The organism is Rahnella ecdela (genome assembly GCF_019049625.1).
Lineage (GTDB): Bacteria > Pseudomonadota > Gammaproteobacteria > Enterobacterales > Enterobacteriaceae > Rahnella > Rahnella ecdela.
The window spans coordinates 1-25,195 of the sequence record NZ_JAFMOY010000115.1 but is presented as its reverse complement, the minus strand read 5'-3'; the positions used below and the strand labels follow the sequence as shown (position 1 = coordinate 25,195).

The 25,195-nt window shown below is 51.9% G+C and carries 24 protein-coding genes and 3 tRNA genes; 20 read left to right on the top strand and 7 right to left on the bottom strand.

Going from position 1 to position 25,195, the window contains the following annotated elements; all coding sequences use genetic code 11:
* Window positions 1–189: 189 nt before the first annotated feature.
* On the bottom strand, window positions 190–1,281 hold the full coding sequence (locus tag J1784_RS06265; RefSeq protein WP_217148470.1) for a GGDEF domain-containing protein: 1,092 nt from the start codon (window positions 1,279–1,281) through the stop codon (window positions 190–192).
* Between the two features lie 317 nt (window positions 1,282–1,598).
* On the opposite strand from J1784_RS06265, the gene J1784_RS06260 reads away from it, so the two are divergent.
* Together J1784_RS06260 and J1784_RS26615 are read left to right on the top strand one after the other, a co-directional pair.
* Complete coding sequence (locus J1784_RS06260) at window positions 1,599–1,883, top strand: DUF1435 domain-containing protein (RefSeq protein ID WP_120132563.1); 285 nt, start codon at window positions 1,599–1,601, stop codon at window positions 1,881–1,883.
* Window positions 1,884–1,909: 26 nt separating this feature from the next.
* On the top strand, window positions 1,910–2,044 hold the full coding sequence (locus tag J1784_RS26615; protein WP_274387310.1) for a hypothetical protein: 135 nt from the start codon (window positions 1,910–1,912) through the stop codon (window positions 2,042–2,044).
* Here J1784_RS26615 and J1784_RS06255 read toward each other — a convergent pair.
* From J1784_RS06255 to J1784_RS06240, 4 genes are all read right to left on the bottom strand, one after another.
* A tRNA-Leu gene (locus J1784_RS06255) sits at window positions 2,007–2,093 on the bottom strand. The two genes, J1784_RS26615 and J1784_RS06255, sit on opposite strands and share 38 nt — an antisense overlap.
* Before the next feature lie 45 nt (window positions 2,094–2,138).
* Window positions 2,139–2,224, bottom strand: a tRNA-Leu gene (locus J1784_RS06250).
* A gap of 36 nt (window positions 2,225–2,260) precedes the next feature.
* Window positions 2,261–2,346: transfer RNA gene (locus J1784_RS06245), tRNA-Leu, on the bottom strand.
* A 181-nt stretch (window positions 2,347–2,527) separates the two neighbouring features.
* Window positions 2,528–3,478, bottom strand: coding sequence for a LysR family transcriptional regulator (locus J1784_RS06240; protein WP_217148469.1), 951 nt, complete (start codon window positions 3,476–3,478; stop codon window positions 2,528–2,530).
* 126 nt (window positions 3,479–3,604) lie between these two features.
* Between J1784_RS06240 and J1784_RS06235 the strand changes: the two genes are divergently transcribed.
* Complete coding sequence (locus J1784_RS06235; protein ID WP_217148468.1) at window positions 3,605–4,597, top strand: aldo/keto reductase; 993 nt, start codon at window positions 3,605–3,607, stop codon at window positions 4,595–4,597.
* A gap of 4 nt (window positions 4,598–4,601) precedes the next feature.
* Here J1784_RS06235 and rsmC read toward each other — a convergent pair whose 3' ends face one another.
* Window positions 4,602–5,648, bottom strand: a complete 1,047-nt coding sequence (gene rsmC, locus J1784_RS06230) for a 16S rRNA (guanine(1207)-N(2))-methyltransferase RsmC (RefSeq protein WP_217148467.1) — start codon at window positions 5,646–5,648, stop codon at window positions 4,602–4,604.
* A gap of 114 nt (window positions 5,649–5,762) precedes the next feature.
* Between rsmC and J1784_RS06225 the strand changes: the two genes are divergently transcribed.
* The 12 genes from J1784_RS06225 to J1784_RS06170 all read left to right on the top strand — a co-directional run bounded on the left by J1784_RS06225 (window position 5,763) and on the right by J1784_RS06170 (window position 17,448).
* Window positions 5,763–6,176 carry a DNA polymerase III subunit psi gene (locus J1784_RS06225; RefSeq protein ID WP_217148466.1) on the top strand — a complete coding sequence of 138 codons (414 nt, stop codon included), beginning with the start codon at window positions 5,763–5,765 and terminating at the stop codon, window positions 6,174–6,176.
* Window positions 6,145–6,588, top strand: coding sequence for a ribosomal protein S18-alanine N-acetyltransferase (rimI, locus tag J1784_RS06220; RefSeq protein ID WP_217148465.1), 444 nt, complete (start codon window positions 6,145–6,147; stop codon window positions 6,586–6,588). Before J1784_RS06225 ends, rimI begins: the two co-directional genes overlap by 32 nt.
* Window positions 6,589–6,734: 146 nt before the next feature.
* On the top strand, window positions 6,735–8,324 hold the full coding sequence (gene prfC / locus J1784_RS06215) for a peptide chain release factor 3 (RefSeq protein ID WP_217148464.1): 1,590 nt from the start codon (window positions 6,735–6,737) through the stop codon (window positions 8,322–8,324).
* Between the two features lie 433 nt (window positions 8,325–8,757).
* The gene (gene osmY, locus J1784_RS06210) at window positions 8,758–9,351 is read left to right on the top strand and encodes a molecular chaperone OsmY (RefSeq protein ID WP_120507985.1); all 594 of its coding nucleotides are present in this window, start codon (window positions 8,758–8,760) and stop codon (window positions 9,349–9,351) included.
* Window positions 9,352–9,670: 319 nt separating this feature from the next.
* Window positions 9,671–9,832 (top strand): DUF1328 domain-containing protein, encoded by a 162-nt coding sequence (locus J1784_RS06205; RefSeq protein ID WP_013577105.1) that lies wholly within the window; start codon window positions 9,671–9,673, stop codon window positions 9,830–9,832.
* Window positions 9,833–10,058: 226 nt separating this feature from the next.
* The gene (locus J1784_RS06200) at window positions 10,059–11,288 is read left to right on the top strand and encodes a patatin-like phospholipase family protein (RefSeq protein ID WP_217148463.1); all 1,230 of its coding nucleotides are present in this window, start codon (window positions 10,059–10,061) and stop codon (window positions 11,286–11,288) included.
* Window positions 11,285–12,070 (top strand): TatD family hydrolase, encoded by a 786-nt coding sequence (locus J1784_RS06195; protein WP_217148462.1) that lies wholly within the window; start codon window positions 11,285–11,287, stop codon window positions 12,068–12,070. The genes J1784_RS06200 and J1784_RS06195 overlap by 4 nt, the downstream gene beginning before the upstream one ends.
* Before the next feature lie 549 nt (window positions 12,071–12,619).
* Window positions 12,620–13,399, top strand: a complete 780-nt coding sequence (gene deoC / locus J1784_RS06190; RefSeq protein WP_217148461.1) for a deoxyribose-phosphate aldolase — start codon at window positions 12,620–12,622, stop codon at window positions 13,397–13,399.
* Between the two features lie 90 nt (window positions 13,400–13,489).
* Complete coding sequence (gene deoA / locus J1784_RS06185) at window positions 13,490–14,818, top strand: thymidine phosphorylase (protein WP_217148460.1); 1,329 nt, start codon at window positions 13,490–13,492, stop codon at window positions 14,816–14,818.
* Between the two features lie 88 nt (window positions 14,819–14,906).
* Entirely contained in the window at window positions 14,907–16,130 is a 1,224-nt protein-coding gene (deoB, locus tag J1784_RS06180) for a phosphopentomutase (RefSeq protein WP_217148459.1), read from the top strand.
* A gap of 83 nt (window positions 16,131–16,213) precedes the next feature.
* The gene (deoD, locus tag J1784_RS06175) at window positions 16,214–16,933 is read left to right on the top strand and encodes a purine-nucleoside phosphorylase (protein ID WP_013577098.1); all 720 of its coding nucleotides are present in this window, start codon (window positions 16,214–16,216) and stop codon (window positions 16,931–16,933) included.
* Between the two features lie 230 nt (window positions 16,934–17,163).
* On the top strand, window positions 17,164–17,448 hold the full coding sequence (locus J1784_RS06170) for a hypothetical protein (protein WP_238485414.1): 285 nt from the start codon (window positions 17,164–17,166) through the stop codon (window positions 17,446–17,448).
* Between the two features lie 27 nt (window positions 17,449–17,475).
* On the opposite strand, the gene J1784_RS06165 is transcribed toward J1784_RS06170, so the two are convergent.
* Window positions 17,476–18,264: a YtjB family periplasmic protein gene (locus tag J1784_RS06165; protein WP_217148458.1), complete on the bottom strand. Its 789-nt coding sequence runs from the start codon at window positions 18,262–18,264 to the stop codon at window positions 17,476–17,478.
* Between the two features lie 147 nt (window positions 18,265–18,411).
* Here J1784_RS06165 and serB point away from each other — a divergent pair, with 147 nt between their 5' ends.
* From serB to J1784_RS06140, 5 genes are all read left to right on the top strand, one after another.
* The gene (gene serB / locus J1784_RS06160) at window positions 18,412–19,377 is read left to right on the top strand and encodes a phosphoserine phosphatase (protein ID WP_217148457.1); all 966 of its coding nucleotides are present in this window, start codon (window positions 18,412–18,414) and stop codon (window positions 19,375–19,377) included.
* Window positions 19,378–19,397: 20 nt separating this feature from the next.
* Window positions 19,398–20,780, top strand: a complete 1,383-nt coding sequence (radA, locus tag J1784_RS06155; protein WP_120132546.1) for a DNA repair protein RadA — start codon at window positions 19,398–19,400, stop codon at window positions 20,778–20,780.
* Between the two features lie 117 nt (window positions 20,781–20,897).
* On the top strand, window positions 20,898–22,157 hold the full coding sequence (gene nadR / locus J1784_RS06150; RefSeq protein WP_217148456.1) for a multifunctional transcriptional regulator/nicotinamide-nucleotide adenylyltransferase/ribosylnicotinamide kinase NadR: 1,260 nt from the start codon (window positions 20,898–20,900) through the stop codon (window positions 22,155–22,157).
* A gap of 341 nt (window positions 22,158–22,498) precedes the next feature.
* Entirely contained in the window at window positions 22,499–24,142 is a 1,644-nt protein-coding gene (locus tag J1784_RS06145) for a DUF3300 domain-containing protein (RefSeq protein WP_217148455.1), read from the top strand.
* Between the two features lie 17 nt (window positions 24,143–24,159).
* On the top strand, window positions 24,160–25,017 hold the full coding sequence (locus J1784_RS06140) for a DUF2950 domain-containing protein (RefSeq protein ID WP_217148454.1): 858 nt from the start codon (window positions 24,160–24,162) through the stop codon (window positions 25,015–25,017).
* Window positions 25,018–25,195: the final 178 nt, after the last annotated feature.

Below are 25,195 nucleotides of genomic sequence, written 5' to 3'. Positions count from 1 at the left end.
AGTAACATTAAATATGAAAAATAAGCTGATTATCTTTCAGCCAGAATTGTTAATCTGGCTGAAAGTTGAATGATTATGCAAAAGAAATGAATGCAGGACCTGTAATACCGACTATCTTGCATTTACAAATAAGTCGCCGGAAAATAAAAGCAATAAACCCGATGTTATCAATGTTACTTTCAAACATCATCAGGCCATTCTTTCTTCGATAGCGACCTCAACGGTTTCCTCTTCCCAGGCGTAAAATATCTTATTACGTCCGCTGTTTTTGGCGTTATACAGCGAGGAATCGGCTTTACCCAGCGCGCGAATAAAATCGCCGTCTTCCAGTGCGGCAAGTCCGGCACTGACGGTGACATGCGTGGACACTTCTGCATTAAATAAGTGCAGGATATTCAACCCGAGAACTTTATTCTGGATGCGTTCAGCCATGCGAATTGCGTGCTCCTGCTTGACGTTGGACATCAGCACCAGAAACTCCTCTCCGCCATAGCGCACAACCACATCACGAGAACGGACGGCATCGCGGATGGCAGCTGAAACACGCACCAGCGCCTGGTCTCCCATATGATGGCCGTAGTTGTCGTTGTAGGCTTTGAAGTGATCAATATCCAGCAGCATAACGTAGTGCCCGGAAGCCTCATTAAACAGGGTTTCCAGCTTGTTTTGCAGCCCTCGACGGTTATACAGGCCGGTGAGGGGATCCAGCATACTCAGATCGCTGAATTTCTCTCTTTCGATGTAAAGGTTGGACACCATTCTGCGCGTAAATTCGTCGCTGCGTTTGAGCATCAGATGGTGTAACCATAAACCTATCAGTGGCAGGGAAACGGTAAATAAGATACGCCCGACGTGTTGAAAATCGTCCAGAAAGATGACGCAAATAGTCGAAGGTACTGCATGGAGGCAAAAAGCCAGAAAATTATCTGATAAAGCGATAGCACTGATAAAGAATATACTGAGCAGACTGACCAGCAGATAGTTTTTATCTGTCTGACCAATTTCAGCAAAACGAAATGCTATTTGCCATCCCCATAACAGCCCGACGATGACGGAGCACATATTCAGATGGGCAGAATAATTTTTCTTGCTGAAAAATGAAAATATTAATCCCGCGCAGCAAAGGCCGCAAATCAGGATCAGCGGGAAAGGCATTGAGGAAGAGCCTTCTGGCGGATAAACCATATAAAATAGCGCAGTGGCACTATTTAAAAAAAAGAATAGTAACATCGCCAGCCGATGTTTGCTTTTCAGCAGCTCATCATAGGAATGAGATATCATCAAATTTACTCTATTTAGCGTGTGTTGGTCTGAATAGAAAAAGTGTCTTATCGCCTTATACTGCGTGCTTATTCCGTTAAGACAAATTCCGTGCAGGCAGGCTAATAGTTCTAATGGGTAATTATTAGAATTCAATAAATGTCGTTATTAGCGTTACTATTTTAAATAGGTGCTTGAGCTAATTTTTTTACCGCTCCAAAACTAGCACTTTTGTCGTCAGGTGTCACCCCAACGGAGGGCATGACTGCAAATAGGTGGTAAATGAGAAAAAATCCTATATGATATTGGTTCTCATTATCAACGTTTGGAGCAGGGTTATGATACCGGCGATTGTCATAGCATGTGGGATCTGGGCGGTTGTCTGGATATTGGGTAAGCGTCTCACCAGTGGCTGGGGTGTGTTGCTGCCCTGTGCGCTAATGCCTTTGCTGGCGCTGACGCACATGACGCTCGACCAGTTGCGGATGCTGGTAGTGGTCGCGATGCTGGCGACGTTGGTCATGCTGTTTCACCGCACGTTACGTCATTACATGCTGCTGCCCTCATTTATGGCGCTGGCAGGCGGACTGGCTGCGGTAACGTTGAATTTTAGCTTGCTTTAAGAAAGTAGTAATAAAAGGAAATCAGAATGAGAAATAAAAAACACAGCAAAGCTGTCGGGCTTTTTTACTTTTTGAAATCGAAAGAGGTCGTACAGGAGGGTAAAACTGAGGAGCAAAATCATGTGGTGCGAAGAGAGGGACTTGAACCCTCACGTCCGTAAGAACACTAACACCTGAAGCTAGCGCGTCTACCAATTCCGCCACCTTCGCACAGATGATTTCTGCTTACTGCTGATTCGATTCATATCACCGGAGTGGTGCGAAGGGAGGGACTCGAACCCTCACATCCGAAGGACACTAACACCTGAAGCTAGCGCGTCTACCAATTCCGCCACCATCGCGTACCGTGCCGTGTAATATAAATCTTGTGGTTGTTTTGGTGCGAAGGGAGGGACTCGAACCCTCACATCCAAAGGACACTAACACCTGAAGCTAGCGCGTCTACCAATTCCGCCACCATCGCTTCCAATTGATTACCGTGTTGACGCATTCATCGGAATGTCATCAGCAAGTAACACAACCACGGGGGCGAATTCTAGAGATTTTCCTACAGGCGTCAATACTTATTTCCCCCATTTCGGACGTTTGATGTAAAAAGCAGCATATTCGCCATGAATGGTTCAGTGTGTCAGAAAGCCCTCAGGTTAATCGAGGATTAAATCAACGATTTTTCCAATAATGGCATTTTGTTTCTCCGGATGAGCAGGGCTGGAAAACAGGGTGATCAGCCAGTCCAGCAGCACACGGATCCTCGGCGCGAGAAAACGGCCGGGCGGATACATGATGTACAGCGGCATCGGCGGCGGAAGGTGCTGATGCAATACTTCCACCAGTTCTCCCTGTACCAGTTCCTGCGCCATTGCCAGCTCAGAGGCCTGAATCAGCCCGAAACCGGCTTTTGCGGCAGCGACATAGGCGTCAGCGCCGCTGACGGTCAGTTTGCTGGCCAGTTGTCGCTTTTCAATTTTTCCGTCTGTCACGAATTCGAGATGCGAATCTGCCCGCTGATGAGCAAAAAAATAGCCCACAGCCTGATGTCCGGCGAGATCTTCCGGCGTTTCCGGCGTACCGAATTTCGCTAAATACTCAGGAGAGGCGCAGGTGATTTGTTTCAAATCTGCCAGATGGCGCGACTGCAAATTGTCATCCTCTGAAGGCCAGGCGCGCACCACACAATCCACACCCTGATCGAGCAGATTGATGGCGTTGTCATTAGCGCTGACGCTGAGGGTAATTTGCGGATAACGCTGATAAAAAGCCTGTAAAGCGGGGATTACCATCACGCGCGCCAAGGAATGTGGCATGTCGATGCGCACAATACCCGCAGGCTGTTTTTTGTGATGGGCAAACAAGGTGTCGGATTCTTCCAGCGCGGATATCAGTTGCAGGCAGCGCTGGTAGTAAATTTTGCCTTCATCGGTGATTTTCACCTGGCGTGTGGTGCGCAGAAACAGGCGAACCCCGAGCTTTTGTTCCAGCCGCTTTAGCGTGGTGCTGACAGTTGCGCGCGGCAGATTCAGGTCTTCCGCAGCCCGGCTAAAACTTTCCAGTTCGGCAATACGGATGAAAATTTTCATCGCCTGAAATTGATCCATAACTTTCCTGCTGATTGTTTGCGATTTATGAACAGTGTTGCACGTTTTCGCTGATTTATCTTTCCTGACATAACAACCACACTTCAATTCGTTACTTCCCTCTCTGAGCTATAAAAGGAAAATCCGATGAAACAACGTCAGCTGGGTAAACAGGGTCCGATGGTGTCTGCGCTGGGACTGGGCTGCATGGGCATGAGTGATTTCTATACCACCGGTCTTGATGATAAAGAATCGATGGCGACGCTGGAGCGTGCGCTGGAACTGGGCGTCACGATGTTTGATACCGCCGATGTTTACGGACCACATACCAATGAAGAACTGCTGGGGCGTTTTCTGAAAGGGCGTCGCAATCAGGTCTTTCTGGCGACCAAATTCGGCATTGTGCGTGACCCGGCGAATCCGCAAGCGCGTGGCACTAACGGTCACCCAGATTATGTACGTCAATCTGTCGAAGGCAGCCTGAAACGTCTGGGTACCGATGTTATTGACCTCTATTACCAGCATCGCCCGGATCCGACCGTACCGGTTGAGGACACAATGGGCGCGCTGTCCGATCTGGTGAGTGAAGGCAAGATCCGATATATCGGCCTGAGTGAAGTGCCGGTGAGCATCCTGGAGCGGGCGCATAAAGTGCATCCTGTCACGGCATTGCAGACGGAATATTCGCTCTGGTCGCGTGATGTGGAAGCCGATATTTTACCGGCGTGCGAACGTCTGGGGATTGGTTTTGTGCCTTACAGCCCGCTGGGTCGCGGTTTTCTGACCGGGCAAATCCGTTCAGTGGATGACCTGGATGTGGATGATTATCGTCGTGACAGCCCGCGTTTTCAGGGTGAAAACTTTGCGAAGAATCTGCAACTGGCGGAAAAAATCGGGGAACTGGCGCAGGAGAAAGGCGTGAAACCGTCGCAGCTGGCGCTGGCGTGGGTTCTTTCACGTAGCGACAACATGGTGCCGATCCCTGGCACCAAACGTCGTCATTATCTTGAGGAAAACATCGCCGCGCTTGATGTCTCCCTGAGTGAAGCCGAAATCGCGGCGATCGAAGCAGTGTTTCCTTTCCGCGTGGCGGCGGGTGACCGCTACAACGCAGAAATGATGCGTATCCTCAGCGTCTGACTGATTAACGTTTTTTCTTTTTCAAATCGCGAGGCGGACGGCCACGGACGGCTTTATACACCTTGAAGCGACCGTTTTGAGCCAGCACTTCATGGCTGCCAAAAGCGTCATCGAGCAGGGCGGCATACGGAAGGAAGGCGTTCGCCACAATGCGCAGTTCGCCGCCAATGTTCAGATGGCCAACGGCACCACGGATCAATTGCTCAGCCGCAGTCAGGCTGGTTTGCAGGCCTTCGTGGAATGGCGGATTGGAGATTATCATGTCGAAACGACCGGCAATGTCGGAATAGACGTTGCTGGCAATCACTTCACCCGGCAGGTCGTTCGCCGCCAGTGTGGCGCGGCTGGCTTCGATAGCGGCGGCGCTCACATCACTGAGCGTGACTTTCATCTTCGGCGAGTACATGGCCAGTACTGAAGCCAGCACGCCGGAGCCGCAAGCGACGTCCAGCACTTTGCCTTTTACCGGCTCTTCAAACGTGTTGATCAGTAGCAGGCTTCCGCTATCCAGACCTTCACGGCTGAATACGCCCGGCAGGGTTTTAATGGTCACTTCTTCGACCATGTACTGATCCCACCAGCCGTCAGCATCAAATTCAGGCTGTTTTTCCAGACGGCCATGATACAAACCACAGCGACGCGCGCTGTCGATTTTGCTCAGTTCACACAAACCTTCCAGCGTGGTTTCCGCGCTGCGTACGCCACTGCGGTTTTCACCGATGACAAATACGTCAATGCCGACCGGCAATTGTGACAGTAAGTTGAACAACTGGAATTTCGCTTCCAGTTTGCTTTTCGGCCAGTAATACACCAGCACATCGCAAGGGGCGATAAGCTCAGCGTCAGCCAGCAAACCAAACTGAACGTTTTCACCCAGACTTTTGCTGAGCATCTGCCAGTGATGGTACATATTGGTGTGGACGCGGACTTCTTCGGCGTCAATTTCAGCTGGCAGGTTGTCTTGTAAGTCGCCGGCGAACAATACGCGGCGGCCTTCGAATTCTTCGCTATGGCGCAGTATGACTTCGCTGGCCGGAGTTAATGCAGACATCAGGGTGAGGCTCCTCAGGAATGAACGCGGGATTATAGAGGTTTATTGGCGCATGTTCGATGTGTTTGCTAGCATAGCCGGGCTTTTTCGGTATTTAACGGGCAGGGATCAGGCATGGCATCCAGACGAGACACATTGTTACAGCAACTGGGGATCACCCAGTGGACGCTGCGCCGGCCTGCGGTTTTACAGGGCGAAGTGGCGGTCAGTCTGCCTCCTGACACCAAACTGCTGATTGTGGCAGATGTTCCCCCTGCGGAAGATGATCCGCTGGTCACCGATGTTTTACGCAGTATGGCACTGAGCTCACAGCAGGTTTATCGCCTGACGCCGGAGCAGGTAGCCATGTTACCTGAAGATACCCGCTGCAATGTCTGGCGACTGGGGTTAAGCGAACCGCTGACTCTCGCCGGTCCGCAGTTATCCAGTCCGGCTCTGGCCGAACTCTATCAAGACGCCGGCGCAAAACGCGCGCTCTGGCAGCAGATCTGTGAAAATGAACAACATTTCTATCCTGACGCCCGCTGATCTTCCCCGCGCATTTGAAATCGAACAGGCCAGTCACGCTTTTCCGTGGACTGAAAATACGTTAGCCAGCAATCAGGGCGAGCGTTATCTGAACCTCAAAATCATGCTGGGCGAGGTGATAGCCGGTTTTGCTATCACTCAAATCGTGCTCGACGAAGCCACGCTGTTTAATATCGCCATCGATCCGGCGTTCCAGCGTCAGGGCTTAGGCCGCACGTTGCTGGAAGAAGTGATCCAACAGCTTGAGAAAAAAGATGTTTTCACGCTTTGGCTGGAAGTTCGTGCCTCAAACGCCAAAGCCATCGCACTCTATGAAAGCCTCGGCTTTAACGAACTCTCTGTCCGCCGTAATTACTATCCCGCCGCACAAGGGCGCGAAGACGCGATTATGATGGCGCTGCCGCTGGGCTAGAGCACAAAAAAACCATTGATTGCCCATCCCGTCTAAATCAGTGAAAATAGCCGGCTATAACTTTTATTACCGCTTTGCCTGACGTCATCTTCTGACGTGATGTTAAATCCTATGCAGGGCGGACCAACCGCAGAAACGTGAAAAACATGTCTCCAAGTGAATACGCCCTTGAAGTGGCCAAGCGCCGCACATTTGCCATCATCTCTCACCCCGATGCCGGTAAAACGACAATTACTGAAAAAGTTCTGTTATTCGGACAGGCCATTCAGACCGCCGGTACGGTAAAAGGCCGTGGCTCCAGCCACCACGCCAAATCCGACTGGATGGAAATGGAAAAACAACGTGGTATCTCCATCACCACGTCTGTGATGCAGTTCCCGTACAAACAGTGTCTGGTTAACCTGCTCGACACCCCGGGGCACGAAGACTTCTCCGAAGATACTTACCGTACCCTGACCGCAGTTGACTGCTGTCTGATGGTGATCGACGCCGCAAAAGGTGTCGAAGATCGTACGCGTAAGCTGATGGAAGTTACCCGTCTGCGTGATACGCCGATCCTGACTTTCATGAACAAACTCGACCGTGACATCCGCGACCCGATGGAAGTCATGGACGAAGTGGAGCGCGAGCTGAAAATAGCCTGTTCTCCGATTACCTGGCCGATCGGCTGCGGTAAATTGTTCAAAGGGGTTTACCACCTTTATAAAGACGAAGTGTATCTGTACCAGACCGGTAAAGGTCACACCATTCAGGAAGTCCGCATCGTAAAAGGTCTGGATAATCCGGATCTCGACACTGCTGTCGGCGAAGATCTGGCCGCGCAATTGCGTGATGAACTGGAACTGGTGCAGGGCGCGTCGCACGAATTCGATCATGAAGCTTTCCTGCAGGGCGAGCTGACGCCGGTGTTCTTCGGTACCGCTTTGGGCAACTTTGGTGTCGACCACATGCTGGACGGTCTGATGGACTGGGCACCTGCGCCGATGCCACGTAAAACCGACCTGCGTGAAGTGAAAGCCGACGATGAGAAATTCACCGGCTTCGTGTTTAAAATTCAGGCCAACATGGACCCGAAACACCGTGACCGCGTGGCGTTCATGCGTGTGGTGTCCGGTAAATATGAAAAAGGCATGAAACTGCGCCAGGTACGTACCGGTAAAGATGTAGTGATTTCTGACGCACTGACCTTTATGGCCGGTGACCGTTCGCATGTTGAAGAAGCGTATCCGGGCGATATCATCGGTCTTCACAACCACGGCACTATCCAGATTGGCGACACCTTTACTCAGGGTGAGAACATGAAGTTCACCGGCATTCCTAACTTTGCCCCTGAACTGTTCCGTCGTATCCGTCTGCGTGACCCGCTGAAACAGAAACAGCTGCTGAAAGGTCTGGTACAGCTTTCAGAAGAAGGCGCGGTACAGGTCTTCCGTCCAATCTCAAACAACGATTTGATCGTTGGTGCGGTGGGTGTGCTGCAGTTTGAAGTGGTTGTCGCGCGTCTGAAAAGTGAATACAACGTCGAAGCGATTTACGAATCCGTGAACGTTTCTACCGCCCGCTGGGTAGAATGCAGCGACGTGAAGAAATTCGAAGAATTCAAACGTAAGAATGAAACCAACCTGGCGCTCGATGGTGGCGATAATCTGGCCTATATCGCCCCGACCATGGTGAACCTGAATCTGGCTTCAGAGCGTTATCCGGAAGTTAAATTCCGCAAAACCCGCGAGCATTAATTTTCGTATCATAGGGTTTTGAAACAGAAAGACGGCGAGTTTGCCGTCTTTTTTTTCGCCATTTTCTCGCTAAAAGTGATTTATCTCTCATTTCCTCCTGTTCTTTTTATCATCGTTTTGCCTGAAAAATGGGCGTGAAACGTCTTAAATCTTAAGACTTGTCTGCATTAGGGGGCGTATTCGACGATCTTCCTACACATCTGATCATTCTTGACTATATTAAATGTGTGTTCAGGACGCGGTGGCTTAAAGCACTACTTTAAAGTCACGTTACAGAGGGTTATATCGTATGGCGTTTAATAGCCAGAATAAAACGATGTGCTCTGCTACAAGGAAAGTAAAAACAGCAGCAATACAATTTGTTATAAGGCGTCACCAAGAATGTGACGTAAAGAGTCGAAATCAAGGCTCATAAACCGAAAGGAAGAAATCGATGAAAAACTCTAAATTTGCCTATTCAATGATGGCCGTAGTACTGGGTACCGCACTGATGAGCGGTAGCGCTCTGGCGGCAACGACGACTACAGATAGCGCAGGTGCAAAAATCGATAGTTCCATGAAGAAAGTTGATAACTACATGGGCGACAGCGCCATCACAGCGAAAGTAAAAAGTGCACTGGTGGATGATAAAGCCATCAAAAGCAGCGACATTTCCGTAACCACCAATGCTGGCGTCGTAACGCTGAGCGGCTTTGTTGGTTCACAGGCTGAAGCAGAACAGGCCGTTGCCGCAGCGACCAAAGTTGAAGGTGTAAAATCTGTCAGTGACAAACTGCACACTAAAGACAGTAAAGATCAAAGCGTGAAAGGCTATGCTGGCGACAGCGCAACCACAGCGTCTGTTAAAGCGAAACTGCTGGCCGATGACATCGTCCCTTCACGTAATGTGAAAGTTGAAACTACCGATGGCGTGGTACAACTTTCCGGCGCAGTGAAAGATCAGGCACAGTCTGACCGTGCTGAAAGCGTTGCGAAAACCGTTGATGGCGTGAAAAGCGTCAAAAATGACCTGAAAGTCGCACCGTAACAATATCTGTCCGACATGTTGTAAAGGGTGCCCTCCCGCGGGCGGGTGCCTCATCTTTTGAATAACGCATAACTATATTTGTGTTGCCCGCTCATAATTTGGGATGGAACAGATTTGCCTGATTTCGGAAAAAATATCGTGGCTGAAGCTCTAACACTTTAATTTTTCGACTACCTTTATTAAGTAAGCAGTTTTTTGTTCCCGGCATACGGCCGGTAGATAAAGTGTCAGAAAGGCAGATGTTTCACAGTGAGTCCGGCCCGAAGCGGGGCACCACCTTTTAAACTGGCAAAGTGAAAATAGGGTAAAGGAGAAGCTTATGTTTCGTTGGGGCATTATTTTTCTAATCATCGCGTTAATCGCGGCGGCTCTCGGTTTCGGTGGTTTGGCGGGTACAGCTGCCTGGGCTGCAAAAATCGTCTTCGTAGTCGGTATCATTCTGTTCCTGGTCAGCCTGTTTACTGGTCGTAAACGACTCTGACCGCATCAATGAGTTGATGCCAAAAGTGTTAATTAATGACATCGCCCCCTTCAGTGAAGGGGGCGATTCTTTTTATGTGCACAATATGGCCGTTTACAGGACGTAACGATTTTATCGCCGAAATTTGGCAAGAATTTCACGCAAATCAGTCAGACGAGGTATGCTCTGAAATGAAGGCCGCCGAGTGAGGCCATTTGTGTGATGCCGATTTTGTGAGGATAGCCCGTTGGGATACAGAATACCTGTCACGCTGGGGAACATAGAACCACTGGCGTATAAACCGTATACACCCGGCAAAATAGCACTGGTGTGCGAAGGCGGCGGACAGCGGGGCATTTTTACAGCCGGTGTGCTGGATGAATTTCAGCGCGCTCGCTTCAATCCGTTCGATTTATATCTCGGCACGTCTGCCGGCGCACAAAATCTCTCTGCTTTTGTATGCGGACAACCTGGTTATGCCAGAAGAGTCATCACCCGCTACACCACCAGCCCCGACTTTTTCAATCCTCTGCGTTTTGTGCGCGGCGGGCATCTTATCGATCTGGACTGGCTGGTCGACGAAACCGCGAAAAATATGCCGCTGTCGATGGAAACCGCTGAAAAGCTTTTAATCGACGGCCGCGAGTTCCTGATGTGCGCCTGCCGCAGCGACGATTACACGGCCAGTTACTTTGCCCCGACGCGCGAGAACTGGCTGCCGGTGATCAAAGCCTCCAGCGCTATTCCCGGTTTTTACCGCATGGGCGTCGATCTTGATGGCGTAAGTTATCAGGACGGCGGCATCAGCGACGCGATCCCGGTTGAAGAAGCCTATCGCCGTGGAGCAGATACCATTGTGGTGATCCGCACTGTTCCCTCGGCGATGTTCTATACCCCGCAGTGGATGAAACGTATGGAACAATGGCTGAGTGAAAGCAGCCTGCAACAGCTGGTGCGCATGATGCAGCATCACGAAGAAAGCTATCATCGCATCCAGCAGTTTATTGAGAATCCGCCGGACGATGTGCGTATTTTCGAAATTTTCCCGCCGAAACCGTTAGCCAGCCACGCGCTCGGCAGTCGTCTGCCTGCGCTGAATCAGGATTACCATCTGGGGCGCCGCTGCGGACGCTATTTCCTGTCAGCTGCGGCGCACTGGCTGCAGCCGCGTGAAAATGAACGGCCTTATCCGCAGATTGAACCGCGCGTGACCCGTCGTCCTCAGCGGGTTGTGGTACCGCAGGACGAGCCGGAAAATGTGATCCCGCTGGCGGCATCGGCCAGCACGGTAGAACAAATTATTCTCGATCCCGCTGTGCTGACGGATATGGTGGCGGACGGCGGCGTTGTGCGTCCGGCGGCTTTTAAAGACAGCGTGGTTCACGACCCGCAGCCGAAACGCGCGGCGTCTGACATGCCACCGGTAGAAAACGGTTCATCAGAAACGTATCCCACCAGTGAGGGCGATAAGCTGTGAGTTATACCTTCGTCGATACGCACTGCCATTTCGATTTTCCACCGTTTACCGGTGCGGAAGCCGAAAGTTTGCGTCTCGCCGGAGAAGCCGGTGTCCGGCAGATTATCGTTCCGTCGGTCACCTCAGATCGTTTTCGCGCCATTCTCTCGCTGGCCAAAAAATTCCCGCAGCTGCACGCCGCGCTGGGATTGCATCCTCTCTATATTCGTGAGCACAAAGACAGTTGCCTGGAATTACTGGATTCGCTGCTCAGTCACCGGGCTCCGCATCTGGTGGCCGTCGGTGAAATCGGGCTGGATTTATACATGGAGGCGCCGCAATTTGAGCTGCAACAGCAGCTGCTGAAAGCGCAGTTTGCGCTGGCAAAGCGTGAAACGTTGCCGGTTATTTTGCATTCCCGGCGCAGCCACGATCAGCTGGCGGCGATGTTACGTCAGGCAAAATTGCCCGCAACGGGTGTGGTTCACGGCTTTGCCGGTAGCCTTTCGCAGGCGCAGGCATTCATTAAGCTGGGTTTTGCGATAGGCGTGGGCGGTACGATCAGCTATGAACGCGCGCAGAAAACCCGTCAGGTGATGGCGCAGTTACCGCTTTCCTCCTTGCTGCTCGAAACCGATGCGCCTGATATGCCGTTGCAGGGTTTTCAGGGGCAGCCTAATCGTCCGGAGCGTGCGGCTAACGTGTTCGGCATATTGTGCAGTCTGCGCAAAGAAGCCCCCCAGCAGATTGCTGATGCATTGCTGGAAAATACCCGCCGGATCTTCAATTTATCTGTTCTGTAATCCCTTTCTTCGTGTTTTTGTGATTAAAGTAACATTTAAAATTCACCATTCATGCGCATAAATTAAGGTGTTTCTTCAGGTCTTGTAATTTATGTTCTCTTTGAAATGTTATTATAATAACATTGCTTCTAAGATCGCCGGTCGGTGATCGCTGTATATCCGTGCGCACTCCGTTTGTCATGATTCGGGTATACACTCTTATCTGGACCAAAAACTGAGCATAAAGCTAGTGAAGTGTGATTAAGGTCTCATTTCACTAAGCAACGTTGCAAATGGTTTTCATTTTGTGTGAAATACTGCACACAGGAACCTGATGTGACGTGTTCAAATAGTCACAACGAATTGGCGTCAGCCAATCAAAGCGCGGTGAGAAGGATCTCAGTTGCCGCGTAAGCCACGACACGCCGCTTACGCACGCTATCTTCAAGGAACCAAGTCCGCTCGCCAACCGTGCAGAATTCATTTCCCGTCGATATCCGCCGGAACGAATTCATGACTGTATGCTCAGTTCTGGCCGGTCGCTGGAATTGAAAATTGTTGGAGAGTTATATGACCGATTTAACCGCCGCAGCGCAACGTGCGCTGAACCTGATGGATTTAACTACCCTGAATGAAGACGACACCGATGCAAAAGTGATCGCGCTTTGTCACCAGGCGAAAAGCCCGGCAGGTAACACCGCTGCTGTCTGTATTTATCCTCGTTTTATTCCTGTTGCCCGCAAAACTCTGCGCGAGCAAGGCACGCCTGATATCCGCATTGCGACCGTGACTAACTTCCCGCACGGTAATGACGATCTTGATATTGCGCTGGCAGAAACCCGTGCGGCGATTGCTTACGGTGCCGATGAAGTTGACGTGGTATTCCCTTACCGCGCGCTGATGGCCGGTAACGAGCAAATCGGTTTTGAGATGGTCAAACAGTGCAAGGAAGCCTGTGCGGCTGCCAACGTCCTGCTGAAAGTCATCATCGAAACCGGTGAGCTCAAGCAAGATGCGTTGATCCGCAAAGCCTCCGAAATCGCCATCAAAGCGGGCGCGGACTTCATCAAAACCTCTACCGGTAAAGTGCCTGAGAATGCCACTTTGCACAGCGCTGAGCTGATGATGAGCGTGATTGCTGAAATGGGCGTTGGCAAAGACGTCGGTTTCAAACCGGCCGGCGGTGTGAAAACCGCTGAAGATGCCGCGCAATATCTGGCACTGGCTGACCGCCTGCTGGGCCGCGAATGGGCTGACGCACGTCACTTCCGTTTCGGCGCATCCAGCCTGCTGGCAAGCCTGCTGACCACATTGGGTCACGCTGGCCAGAAAGCCACCAGCAGCTACTAATCACTGTCGTTATGCCGATGCCGTGGCGCTGTTTTGCAGCGTCCGGTATTGGCGTTCATATTTAGCGTTCAGCTCAGGCAGGGGGATACCTTGTTTCTCGCACAAGAAATTATTCGTAAAAAACGTGACGGTCAGCCTTTAAGCGACGAAGAAATTCGTTTCTTTATTAACGGTATTCGTGACAGCCAGGTTTCTGAAGGACAAATTGCCGCACTGGCAATGACTATCTATTTCAACGACATGACCATGAAAGAACGTGTTTCGCTGACCATGGCGATGCGTGATTCAGGGACCGTGCTCGACTGGAAAAGCCTCAATCTGAACGGCCCGATTGTCGACAAACATTCGACCGGCGGCGTGGGTGATGTGACTTCCCTGATGCTTGGCCCGATGGTGGCAGCCTGCGGCGGTTATGTCCCGATGATTTCAGGACGTGGCCTCGGTCATACCGGCGGCACGCTCGATAAACTCGAAGCGATCCCGGGCTTTGATATTTTCCCGGATGACAGCCGTTTTCGCAGCATCATTCAGGATGTCGGCGTGGCGATTATCGGCCAGACCAGCTCGCTGGCTCCGGCGGATAAACGCTTCTATGCGACCCGCGATATCACCGCCACCGTCGATTCCATTCCGCTGATCACCGCCTCGATCCTCGCCAAGAAACTGGCCGAAGGTCTGGATGCGCTGGTGATGGACGTTAAAGTCGGTTCCGGCGCGTTTATGCCAACTTACCAGCTTTCAGAAGATCTGGCGCAGGCGATTGTCGATGTAGCGAATGGCGCGGGTTGTAAAACCACGGCGCTGCTGACCGACATGAATCAGGTGCTGGCATCGAGTGCCGGTAATGCGGTGGAAGTTCGCGAAGCCGTCCGCTTTCTGACCGGTGAATACCGCAATCCGCGTCTGCTGGAAGTTACGATGGCGCTGTGCGTTGAAATGCTGCTGTCCGGCGGACTGGCAAAAGATGACGCCGAAGCCCGCAGCAAATTGCAGGCAGTGCTGGATAACGGTAAAGCCGCTGAAGTCTTTGGCCGGATGATTGCTGCGCAAAAAGGCCCGAGCGATTTCATCGAAAATTACGATAATTACCTGCAACAGGCCACACTGAGCAAACCGGTTTACGCCGAAACCAACGGTATTGTCAGCGCGATGGATACCCGTGCTTTGGGCATGGCGGTCGTTTCACTGGGTGGCGGTCGTCGCCGTGCCAGCGATGCTATCGACTACAGCGTTGGTCTGACCCACATGGCGCAACTCGGCCAGCAGGTGGATACCCGTCAGCCACTGGCGATGATCCACGCGAACAGTGAAGCGGCCTGGCAGCAGGCAGCGCAGGAAGTGCGGGCGGCCATTGTTCTGAGTGACAAAGCGCCGGAAAGCACGCCGGTGGTTTATCGCCGGATCAGCGGCAAGGCTTGATTTCAGGCTGAATTGCCCCCATTTAAGAATGATCAGGTGCGCGGCAGTTCCGCGTGACCCAATGCGTAACCATTCGCAGGAGAGCAAAATGAAACGTACATTTATCATGGTGTTAGACTCATTCGGCATCGGTGCCAGTGAAGATGCCGAGCGCTTTGGCGATGCCGGTTCTGACACATTGGGCCATATTGCGGCTGCCTGTGCGCGTGGCGATGCGGACAAAGGTCGTAAAGGTCCTCTGAATCTGCCGAACCTGACCCGTCTGGGGCTGGCGAAAGCTGCTGAAGAATCTACCGGTAAAATTCCTGACGGCATGGACGGTAATTCTGAAATTACCGGCGCATATGCTTACGCCAGCGAGCTTTCATCCGGTAAAGACACCCCGTCAGGCCACTGGGAAATCGCCGGTGTGCCTGTGCTTTTCGACTGGGGTTATTTCAGCGATACCACCAACAGCTTCCCGCAGGAACTGCTGGATAAACTGGTTGAGCGTGCCAATCTGCCGGGCTATCTCGGCAACTGCCATTCTTCCGGTACCGTGGTACTGGACGATTTGGGCGAAGAACATATGAAAACCGGCAAGCCGATTTTCTACACTTCTGCTGACTCCGTCTTCCAGATTGCCTGTCACGAAGAAACCTTCGGACTGGATCGCCTGTACGAACTGTGCGAAATCGCCCGTGAAGAACTGACCGAAGGTGGCTACAACATTGGCCGCGTGATTGCCCGTCCGTTCATCGGCGATAAAGCCGGTCATTTCGAACGTACCGGTAACCGTCACGACTTAGCAGTTGAACCACCGGCACCGACCATCCTGAAAAAACTGGTTGATGAGAAAGACGGCCACGTGGTGTCCGTTGGTAAAATCGCCGATATCTACGCGCAGGTTGGTATCACTAAAAAAGTGAAAGCCACCGGTCTGGACGCGCTGTTTGACTCGACCATCAAAGAGATGAAAGAAGCGGGTGACAAGACAATCGTCTTCACCAACTTTGTTGATTTCGACTCTTCTTACGGTCACCGCCGTGATGTGCCGGGCTACGCCGCTGCGCTGGAGTTGTTCGACCGCCGTATGCCGGAATTGCTGGAGCTGGTGAAAGAAGACGACATCATCATCTTCACCGCTGACCACGGTTGCGACCCGACCTGGCGCGGCACGGATCATACCCGTGAGCACATCCCGGTCTTAATCTATGGTCCTAAAGTGAAACCTGGCTCATTAGGCCACCGTGAGACTTTCGCGGACATCGGCCAGACGGTCGCTAAATACTTCGACCTGTCACCAATGGATTACGGTAAGTCGATGCTATAACGCTTTGCATACGCGGCCAGTCACTTATACTGGCCGCGTTTTTTATGATGAATATGACACCTCGCTGATTAAGGAATAAGAAGATGGCAACTCCACACATTAATGCTGAAATGGGCGACTTTGCTGACGTAGTGCTGATGCCGGGCGATCCGCTGCGCGCCAAGCACATCGCGGAAACTTTCCTTCAGGACGTTAAGCAGGTGAACGACGTGCGTGGCATGTTGGGTTTCACCGGTACTTATAAAGGCCGCAAAATTTCTGTCATGGGTCACGGTATGGGCATTCCTTCCTGCTCAATCTATGCCAAAGAGCTGATCACTGAATTCGGCGTGAAAAAAATCATACGTGTGGGTTCATGTGGCGCAGTGCGCGCTGACATCAAACTGCGTGATATCGTGATCGGAATGGGTGCCTGCACCGATTCTAAAGTGAACCGCATGCGTTTCAAAGACCATGACTACGCTGCTATCGCCGATTACGACATGGTGCGTAACGCCGCTGACGCTGCCAAAGCCAAAGGCATCAATGCCCGCGTAGGTAATATCTTCTCCGCTGACTTGTTCTACACGCCAGACCCGCAAATGTTCGACGTGATGGAAAAATACGGCATTCTGGGTGTGGAAATGGAAGCCGCCGGGATCTACGGCGTGGCAGCAGAATTTGGTGCAAAAGCGCTGACCATCTGTACCGTTTCCGACCATATCCGTACGCACGAACAAACCACTGCCGCTGAACGTCAGACGACTTTCAACGACATGATCGAAATCGCGCTGGAATCTGTTTTGTTGGGCGACAAAGAATAAATTCTGCACATATATAGCAGAAACTAAAACGGGCGCTGAATGGCGCCCGTTTTGCTATGCATTTTAAGGGGGCAATTACTCTCTTTTGAATATCACCCTCTCTTCATCTCCTTGATATCAGGTTATCTGATACCAACATTCTTTTCGTTCAGCTATGCTATTAGCTATGCATTTTCCTATTCATTATTGAGCAGATTTATGCCTTCGGAAAACTGATCGCCAACAGTGATATGCATCAGGGAAATCTGTCGTTTATCGACCCTGCCATTGATCCTTTAAAGCAAGCTCTTTCGTTATCGCCAGCGTATGACATGCTGCCGATGGCTTTTGCGCCGACCAACGCCGGTGCGATGCGTCGTCAAATTGCGCCTGTAACGCTCGATCCTTTGGTGTCGAAAGAAAAGTGGTTGAATGCACAGGCTTGGGCAAAGGAATTCTGGCTGAAAGTGGAAAGCGATACTGCCATCAGTGATGAATTCCGCCAGCTGGCCAGCTGGTGCTGGTGGAAGAATTAATATCGCCGATCCAGCGGCTGGCCTGAATCACTTAGGCCGGCTGCGTTTCAGACTGCGGTAAGCGGCTTGTGCGGCTTCTTTGGTTTGTGCTTCGGTCGCCGGTTTGACCGGCGCAACCTCAGATTCCGGTTCCGGAATGTTCAGCACCGGCGGCGGGCCGAACTCGTCCGGCTCTTCTTCCTGTTCATCATCTTCTTTCAGCGGTTTGCTGGCAGTCAGCAGGAATGGCGATTGCTGCCAGCGCGAACGGCGCCCCTGCAACAATGTCCGTGCCAGAATAATACCTACGCCCAGCGCGGCGAGCATCATCAGACGTAACAAGTTAGTGGTGTTATCCACCTGTTTGGATTCTGTCGCCAGTACGTGCGTGTCCAGCGTGATACGTAAAAATCCGCTGGGACCATTTTTATCTTCGATAGGCACCACAATCTGATGATTGAAGTAGCTGCCTGCGCGTTTACCATCAAGAGACAACCTGTCGCGCACCGGCACCTGTTCGCCGGCATGGGCAACCAGAGATCCATCCGACTCATAAACGCTGGCATCAAGAATACGGCTTCCGTCAGTAAGCTGGCTCAAAATAGTGGAAATTTGTGCGATATCGGCGCCATCATTATTGCTGTCCATAAGCGGTGCGAGCGAAAACGCCACCTGTCTGGCGAGCGTCTGGGCAAGCTGTTCCACCTGCGTTGAGCGTGCCAGTTGATGTCCCAGACTGAAATAGGATGCGCCTTGCATCAGAATGACTAATAACGCCAGACTTATCAATACGATAGCTGCGCGATGCAGGCGAAATTTTAGTTTGGCCTTGGCCATTCTGTTTCCTTGCGTTTTTCGAAGACTTTATGTTGCCAGATGCGGGCACGATAAGGTAGCTTGATGCCTGTTTTTATCGACGTTGCCTCTGCCTTTTCAGCCGTTTTATTAACAATCGTTTTAACCAAACAATCTACCGGAGCCATCATGCCAAACAGTCTGACCTATTGCGATCTTCCTGCGGAGATCCACCAATGGCCGGGACTTCCCCTTTCGTTGAGCGGTGACGAGGTCATGCCGCTGGATTACCGGGCCGGACACACCGGATGGCTGCTCTATGGTAGAAAACTCGATAAAACGAGCATTACGCAGTTCCAGCGCCGGTTAGGTCGTGCTCTGGTGATTGTCAGCGCCTGGGCCGTAGAAGGTTATCAGGTTGTGCGTCTTGCCGGTTCACTCACCGCCGACGCACAGCAACTGGCTGAATCTTTTGAATTTGATGTCACCCAGCTCGGCAAAGTGCCTTATCTGCGCACGCCGGGCCTGCTGGTGATGGACATGGATTCTACCGCGATTGAGATTGAATGCATCGACGAAATTGCCAAACTGGCGGGCGTCGGTGAACAGGTGGCGGAAGTCACCGAGCGTGCGATGCGTGGCGAACTCGATTTTTCCGCCAGTCTGCGTCAGCGCGTTGCGACGCTGAAAGATGCCGATGCGGGTATTCTTGAGCAGGTGCGCGAAACTCTGCCGCTGATGCCAGGACTGACCGTCATGGTGCAGCGCCTGCAGGAAGCGGGCTGGCATGTGGCCATCGCTTCCGGCGGCTTTACCTATTACGCCGAATACCTGCGCGATAAGCTCAATCTGATTGATGTCGCAGCGAATGAGCTGGAAATCCGTGAAGGCAAACTGACCGGGCGTGTGATCGGTCCGATCGTCGACGCACAATATAAAGCAGACACCTTGCTTAAGCTGGCGGAAAAGCTGGGGATTGCTCAGGAACAAACCATTGCGATTGGTGACGGCGCGAATGACCTGAAAATGATGGCGGTGGCCGGTCTGGGCATTGCATATCACGCCAAACCAAAAGTGTATGAGCAGGCATCCGTTTGCATCCGCCACGCGGATCTTCTTGGCGTTCTCTGCATCTTAAGTGGCAGTCAGTCTTAATAAATACAAAGAGGTAAGTTGTGGCAAAAGCAGCAAAACGTGCATTTGTGTGTAATGAATGTGGCGCAGATTATCCGCGTTGGCAAGGGCAGTGTAGTGCCTGCCAGGCCTGGAACAGCATTACTGAAATCCGTTTGGCGGCTTCTCCGACAGTGGCGCGTAACGAGCGGCTGACCGGATATGCCGGGGATGCAGGCGTCAGTCGCGTGCAGAAACTCTCGGATATCAGCCTCGATGAACTTCCACGCTTTAGCACCGGTTTCAAAGAATTCGACCGCGTGCTGGGCGGCGGCGTGGTGCCCGGCAGTGCGATCCTGATTGGCGGTAATCCCGGCGCCGGTAAAAGTACGCTGCTGCTGCAAATTCTGTGTCACCTCAGCGAAAACATGAAAACCCTGTACGTCACCGGCGAAGAATCTTTGCAGCAAGTGGCCATGCGGGCGCACCGTCTGGGTTTACCGACAGCCAACATGAATATGTTGTCGGAAACCAGCATCGAGCAAATTTGTGAAATTGCCGATGTTGAACAACCAAAACTGATGGTGATCGATTCCATTCAGGTGATGCACATGGCGGATATCCAGTCGTCGCCGGGTACGGTTGCCCAGGTGCGTGAAACGGCGGCGTACCTGACCCGTTTCGCTAAAACGCGCGGTGTGGCGATTGTGATGGTTGGCCATGTGACCAAAGACGGTTCTCTGGCAGGTCCGAAAGTGCTCGAGCACTGTATTGACTGTTCGGTATTGCTCGATGGCGACGCAGATTCGCGTTTCCGTACGCTGCGCAGCCACAAAAACCGTTTTGGTGCGGTCAATGAGCTGGGCGTGTTTGCCATGACCGAGCAGGGGCTGCGCGAAGTCAGCAATCCTTCAGCGATTTTCCTCAGCCGTGGTGATGAAATTACCTCCGGCAGTTCGGTTATGGTGCTGTGGGAAGGCACACGGCCATTGCTGGTTGAAGTGCAGGCGCTGGTCGATCAGTCGATGATGGGCAATCCGCGTCGCGTGGCGGTTGGCCTGGAACAGAACCGTCTGGCCATTTTGCTGGCTGTTTTGCATCGTCACGGTGGCTTACAGATGGCGGATCAGGATGTGTTCGTCAACGTGGTCGGCGGTGTGAAAGTCACCGAAACCAGTGCTGACTTAGCGCTGTTGCTTTCTCTGGTTTCCAGCCTGCGCGACCGTCCGTTGCCGCAGGATTTAGTGGTGTTTGGCGAGGTCGGACTGGCGGGGGAAATCCGTCCGGTGCCGAGCGGTCAGGAACGAATTACCGAAGCGGCGAAGCACGGTTTTAAGCGCGCGATTGTTCCACATGCCAACGTGCCGAAGAAAGTCCCGGCCGGAATGCAGGTGTTTGGCGTCAAAAAGCTGGCCGATGCGCTGGCGATCCTCGACGATTTGTAATTGTTCTGTGCTGTAACTTTTCTACTTCGTAGCTGTTCTCCGCTGTAATTCGGAGCTGTCTTTGTGCTATTTTTTGTTTAGCTATTTTGTTTAGTAAAGCAAACCTGGGGACAAGGCATGTCACAGTTCGACTATCTAAAAACCGCGATTAAACAACAAGGACGCACGCTGCAACAGGTGGCTGAGGCCAGCGGGATGACCAAGGGTTATCTCAGTCAGTTGTTGAATGCAAAGATAAAAAGTCCCAGTGCTCAGAAGCTGGAGGCTTTGCATCGCTTCCTTGATCTTGAGTTTCCCCGTCGTGAAAAGAATATCGGCGTGGTGTTCGGCAAGTTTTATCCGCTGCACACCGGCCATATCTATCTGATCCAGCGCGCCTGTAGCCAGGTGGATGAACTGCATATCATTATGGGCTATGACGAGCCACGCGATCGCGAGCTGTTTGAAAACAGTTCCATGTCTCAGCAGCCAACGGTCAGCGACCGACTGCGCTGGTTGTTGCAGACGTTCAAATATCAGAAAAACATTCGTATTCATGCCTTTAACGAAGAAGGGATGGAACCCTATCCGCATGGCTGGGATGTCTGGGGACGTGGTATTAAAGAGTTCATGGGCCAGAAAGGCATTGAACCCAATACCATTTATTCCAGCGAAGAAGCGGATGCACCGCAGTACCGTGAGCATCTCGGTATTGAAACGGTGCTGATCGACCCGAAACGGTCATTTATGAATATCAGCGGTCGTCAGATCCGTCAGGATCCGTTCCGTTACTGGGATTATATTCCGACCGAAGTGAAGCCATTCTTCGTGCGGACCGTGGCGGTTCTCGGTGGAGAATCCAGCGGGAAATCCACGCTGGTGAACAAACTGGCCAACATCTTCAACACCACCAGCGCCTGGGAATACGGACGCGATTACGTGTTCTCTCATCTGGGCGGTGACGAAATGGCGCTGCAATATTCGGATTACGATAAGATCGCGCTGGGTCAGGCGCAGTATATTGATTTTGCAGTGAAATATGCTAATAAAGTCGCCTTTATTGATACGGATTTTCTGACCACTCAGGCTTTTTGTAAAAAATACGAAGGGCGTGAACATCCGTTTGTGCAGGCGCTCATGGACGAATACCGGTTTGATCTGGTGATCCTGCTGGAAAACAATACGCCGTGGGTCGCCGACGGTCTGCGTAGTTTAGGCAGCACCAGTGACCGGATGTCTTTCCAGAATTTGCTCATCGAGATGCTGAAAGAAAACAAAGTGGATTATGTCCACGTTGAATCTTCAGATTACGATCAGCGTTTTCTCGAATGCGTGGAGCTGGTGCAGAATATGCTGGCCGCTGATACCAGCCGTCTGAATTTGCCGCCGGTCAGCTGATTAATGGCAGTAATAAAAAGCGTGTGTTCCGGTGAATACGCGCTTTTTTATTCACCGTCTAAATGTTCGATTGATGATGTATTTAGAATAATTATTAAAGAATTCAAATAATTAAAACCCTTCTCAAATTTACTAATTCAGTTTGTAACAGCAGAAAATAAAAAATCCTCTTTAATCAAGTGATTGAGATATTTCCCTTTCTGGTCATTTTTATTGCGCATTTTATGTGTAAATCCCATTCATGAAATAAAAATACAGTGGCGCCCGTTGAGTTTTATTTGTCCGATTATACTCATTCATTGTGCCTCTCAATCCGGCTGAGGCTTTTTAAGGTGATCCGAATGAATTTATCATTCAAGCCCTGGGGTATCGCAGTTCTGTGCGCTGCAGGCGCATTTGCTCTTGCCAGTGTCATGTTTATGCAAGGCTGGCTTCCGGTCAGCAGTCAGGCAGAAACCACCACCCGGACCACACCTGTGCCAGATCCGGCACCCGCAGCGGTACAGGCAACGCCAGTCCCTGGATCGACACCCGCACTTGTCCCGGCAGCGGCGGTGACACCCCCAGCCTTTACTCAGGCTCAGCTCGATCAGTGGGTCGCACCTGTCGCCCTCTATCCTGACAGCCTGCTCTCGCAGGTACTGATGGCCTCGACTTATCCGACTAACGTGATTCAGGCGGTGCAATGGTCGCGTGATCATCCGCAAAGTCAGGGGGACGCTGCAGTGACTCAGGTCGCGAACGAACCCTGGGATCCCAGTGTGAAATCACTGGTGGCATTCCCGCAGCTGTTAGCGCTGATGGGAGAAGATCCGGCATGGGTGCAAAATTTAGGTAATGCGTTTCTGGCTCAGCCAGATGACGTCATGAATACCGTGCAGAAATTTCGTGAAGTAGCGCAAAAGAGCGGGGCGCTGAAAAGCACTCCGCAGCAGACGGTGACCGTCAAACCGAAACCGGCTTCGACTACAGTGGTGAAGGGGGCTCCGGTGCAGCAAACCATTGTGATTGAATCTGCCGATCCGCAGGTGGTGTATGTGCCGAGCTATAACCCGAATGTGGTTTACGGCGCGTGGCCGACGCCTGCCTATCCGCCTGTTTATCTTCCGCCTCCGCCGGGGGAGCAGTTTGTGAATGGTATGGCGTCGGGCATTGGTTTTGGCGTAGGAGTCGCGGCGACGTATGCGATTTTCGGCAGCATCGACTGGGATGACGATCATCATCACGACGATTATGACCATCATGACGATCACCATGACGACGGGCATCACGGCGGCGGGTCGCAGAATAATTACGTCAATGTGAACGTGAACAACTACAACCGTATTTCCGGAAACAACAACCGCAATGTGGTGAACCATCCGGGCTCCGGCAACACTGCTGGCTGGCAGCATAATCCTGCCTTTAACGCAGGTCTGCCAAATCACACGGCGAATCTCAGCGGAGCCACGCAAAATCAGGCTCTGAATCATGCGGCGCAGCGCAATAATTATCGCGGTTACGACAGCAATGCCCGCAGTTTTAACGGTAACAATGCGGTCGGACGTAATAACGGCGGCGTGCAGAATCAGACACTAGATCAGCGTCGTCAGCAGGCGGCTTCGGTGATGAACAATCATCAAGTGAACCCGCAGCAGAAACCGCTGCAACATTCTGTCCCTGCCAGCCGGGCTGCTGCGCCATCAGTCAGCCATCATGCTGCCGCACATCAGCAAAGTCAGCAGCATCAATCACTCACACAGAACCGGCAGTCTTTACAGCATCAGAACGTGGGGCAGCTTAACCAGCACAACGGCGCTCAGCAAAGGCAGAATTTCCATCAGGGAAATAATGCCTCACGCAGCACGGCGTTCAGCGGGAACTCGAGCCGTGCCCCATCGTGGCAACAGCAGCAGGCGCGTGGCAATCAGAGCCGCCAGCATATGCAGAATTTCCAGCATGCACGCCCTGCGAACGCAGAGCCGGTGCATTTGCATCGCCGCTAGATTGACGAGGAAAGGAAATGAAGATTTTGCGTAATACGTTGATTTCAGCAGGCTTGTTATTATTACCTTTGACTGGCTTCGCGCAGCAGATGTTTACCAGTCCGGATCTGGCTGCGCAAGCGCTGGTGAAAGCAATTGATTCCCATGACGATGCCGCGCTGCAAAAGATTCTGGGCGATAAATGGCGGGTTTATCTGCCAGAGAAAGACGTTGATCCGGATGAAGTGGCGCGTTTCCTCCGTGACTGGAAAATCAGCCACAAGATTGTCACCGAGGGGGATACCGCGCATCTGAATGTCGGGACGGAGAACTGGCAGTTGCCGATCCCGATGAAGCAGACGGCGCAAGGCTGGTCATTTGATATGGTGGCCGGTGCGGCGGAAATTGAAACCCGCACCATTGGTCGAAATGAGCTTTCCGCCATTCAGGCTGTGGCGGCATATGCCGATGCCCAGCACCAGTATCAGCAAACCGCCGGGCAATACGCTCAGCGGTTTATCAGTACCGACGGGCAACATGATGGTCTGTACTGGCCGGTTAAAGAAGGTGAAGCGCCAAGCCCGCTGGGGCCCGCTTTTGGCGAGACGCAGCCGGGGGCTGATTATCACGGATATTATTACCGCATTCTGACGTCCCAGGGCGCGAATGCCAGCGGCGGGGCTTTCAGCTATATCGAAAATGGCAAGATGACCAAAGGCTTTGCGCTGATTGCCTGGCCAGCGGTATATGGACATACCGGCGTCACCAGTTTTATGACCGACCAGCGTGGTGAAATTTACCAGCAGGATCTCGGGGCGCAAACCGATGCGGTGGCGCGAGCGCTCACGTCATTTAATCCGGATGCCAAATGGCAGAAAGTAGATGATGGTGAGTAAACGTAACGCTTAGCAGATATAACGCCTGAATAAAAAAGCCCCGCCATGAAATGAACTGCACCCCAAAAGTTGGACACTAACTGAGTAAGGTGCAATTTATGGGCAAGCCCAATTACACACTGGAATTCCGTATTGCTGTCGTGAAGTATTACCTCTCCGGCCAGGGCGGAATAAAAAG

Excerpts from the sequence above, each read along its gene's own strand:
- J1784_RS06265 (WP_217148470.1), bottom strand. The coding sequence starts at position 1,281 with ATGATATCTCATTCCTATGATGAGCTGCTGAAAAGCAAACATCGGCTG.
- J1784_RS06260 (WP_120132563.1), top strand. The coding sequence starts at position 1,599 with ATGATACCGGCGATTGTCATAGCATGTGGGATCTGGGCGGTTGTCTGG.
- J1784_RS26615 (WP_274387310.1), top strand. The coding sequence starts at position 1,910 with ATGAGAAATAAAAAACACAGCAAAGCTGTCGGGCTTTTTTACTTTTTG.
- J1784_RS06240 (WP_217148469.1), bottom strand. The coding sequence starts at position 3,478 with ATGGATCAATTTCAGGCGATGAAAATTTTCATCCGTATTGCCGAACTG.
- J1784_RS06235 (WP_217148468.1), top strand. The coding sequence starts at position 3,605 with ATGAAACAACGTCAGCTGGGTAAACAGGGTCCGATGGTGTCTGCGCTG.
- rsmC (WP_217148467.1), bottom strand. The coding sequence starts at position 5,648 with ATGTCTGCATTAACTCCGGCCAGCGAAGTCATACTGCGCCATAGCGAA.
- J1784_RS06225 (WP_217148466.1), top strand. The coding sequence starts at position 5,763 with ATGGCATCCAGACGAGACACATTGTTACAGCAACTGGGGATCACCCAG.
- rimI (WP_217148465.1), top strand. The coding sequence starts at position 6,145 with ATGAACAACATTTCTATCCTGACGCCCGCTGATCTTCCCCGCGCATTT.
- prfC (WP_217148464.1), top strand. The coding sequence starts at position 6,735 with ATGTCTCCAAGTGAATACGCCCTTGAAGTGGCCAAGCGCCGCACATTT.
- osmY (WP_120507985.1), top strand. The coding sequence starts at position 8,758 with ATGAAAAACTCTAAATTTGCCTATTCAATGATGGCCGTAGTACTGGGT.
- J1784_RS06205 (WP_013577105.1), top strand. The coding sequence starts at position 9,671 with ATGTTTCGTTGGGGCATTATTTTTCTAATCATCGCGTTAATCGCGGCG.
- deoC (WP_217148461.1), top strand. The coding sequence starts at position 12,620 with ATGACCGATTTAACCGCCGCAGCGCAACGTGCGCTGAACCTGATGGAT.
- deoB (WP_217148459.1), top strand. The coding sequence starts at position 14,907 with ATGAAACGTACATTTATCATGGTGTTAGACTCATTCGGCATCGGTGCC.
- deoD (WP_013577098.1), top strand. The coding sequence starts at position 16,214 with ATGGCAACTCCACACATTAATGCTGAAATGGGCGACTTTGCTGACGTA.
- J1784_RS06170 (WP_238485414.1), top strand. The coding sequence starts at position 17,164 with ATGCATCAGGGAAATCTGTCGTTTATCGACCCTGCCATTGATCCTTTA.
- J1784_RS06165 (WP_217148458.1), bottom strand. The coding sequence starts at position 18,264 with ATGGCCAAGGCCAAACTAAAATTTCGCCTGCATCGCGCAGCTATCGTA.
- serB (WP_217148457.1), top strand. The coding sequence starts at position 18,412 with ATGCCAAACAGTCTGACCTATTGCGATCTTCCTGCGGAGATCCACCAA.
- nadR (WP_217148456.1), top strand. The coding sequence starts at position 20,898 with ATGTCACAGTTCGACTATCTAAAAACCGCGATTAAACAACAAGGACGC.
- J1784_RS06145 (WP_217148455.1), top strand. The coding sequence starts at position 22,499 with ATGAATTTATCATTCAAGCCCTGGGGTATCGCAGTTCTGTGCGCTGCA.
- J1784_RS06140 (WP_217148454.1), top strand. The coding sequence starts at position 24,160 with ATGAAGATTTTGCGTAATACGTTGATTTCAGCAGGCTTGTTATTATTA.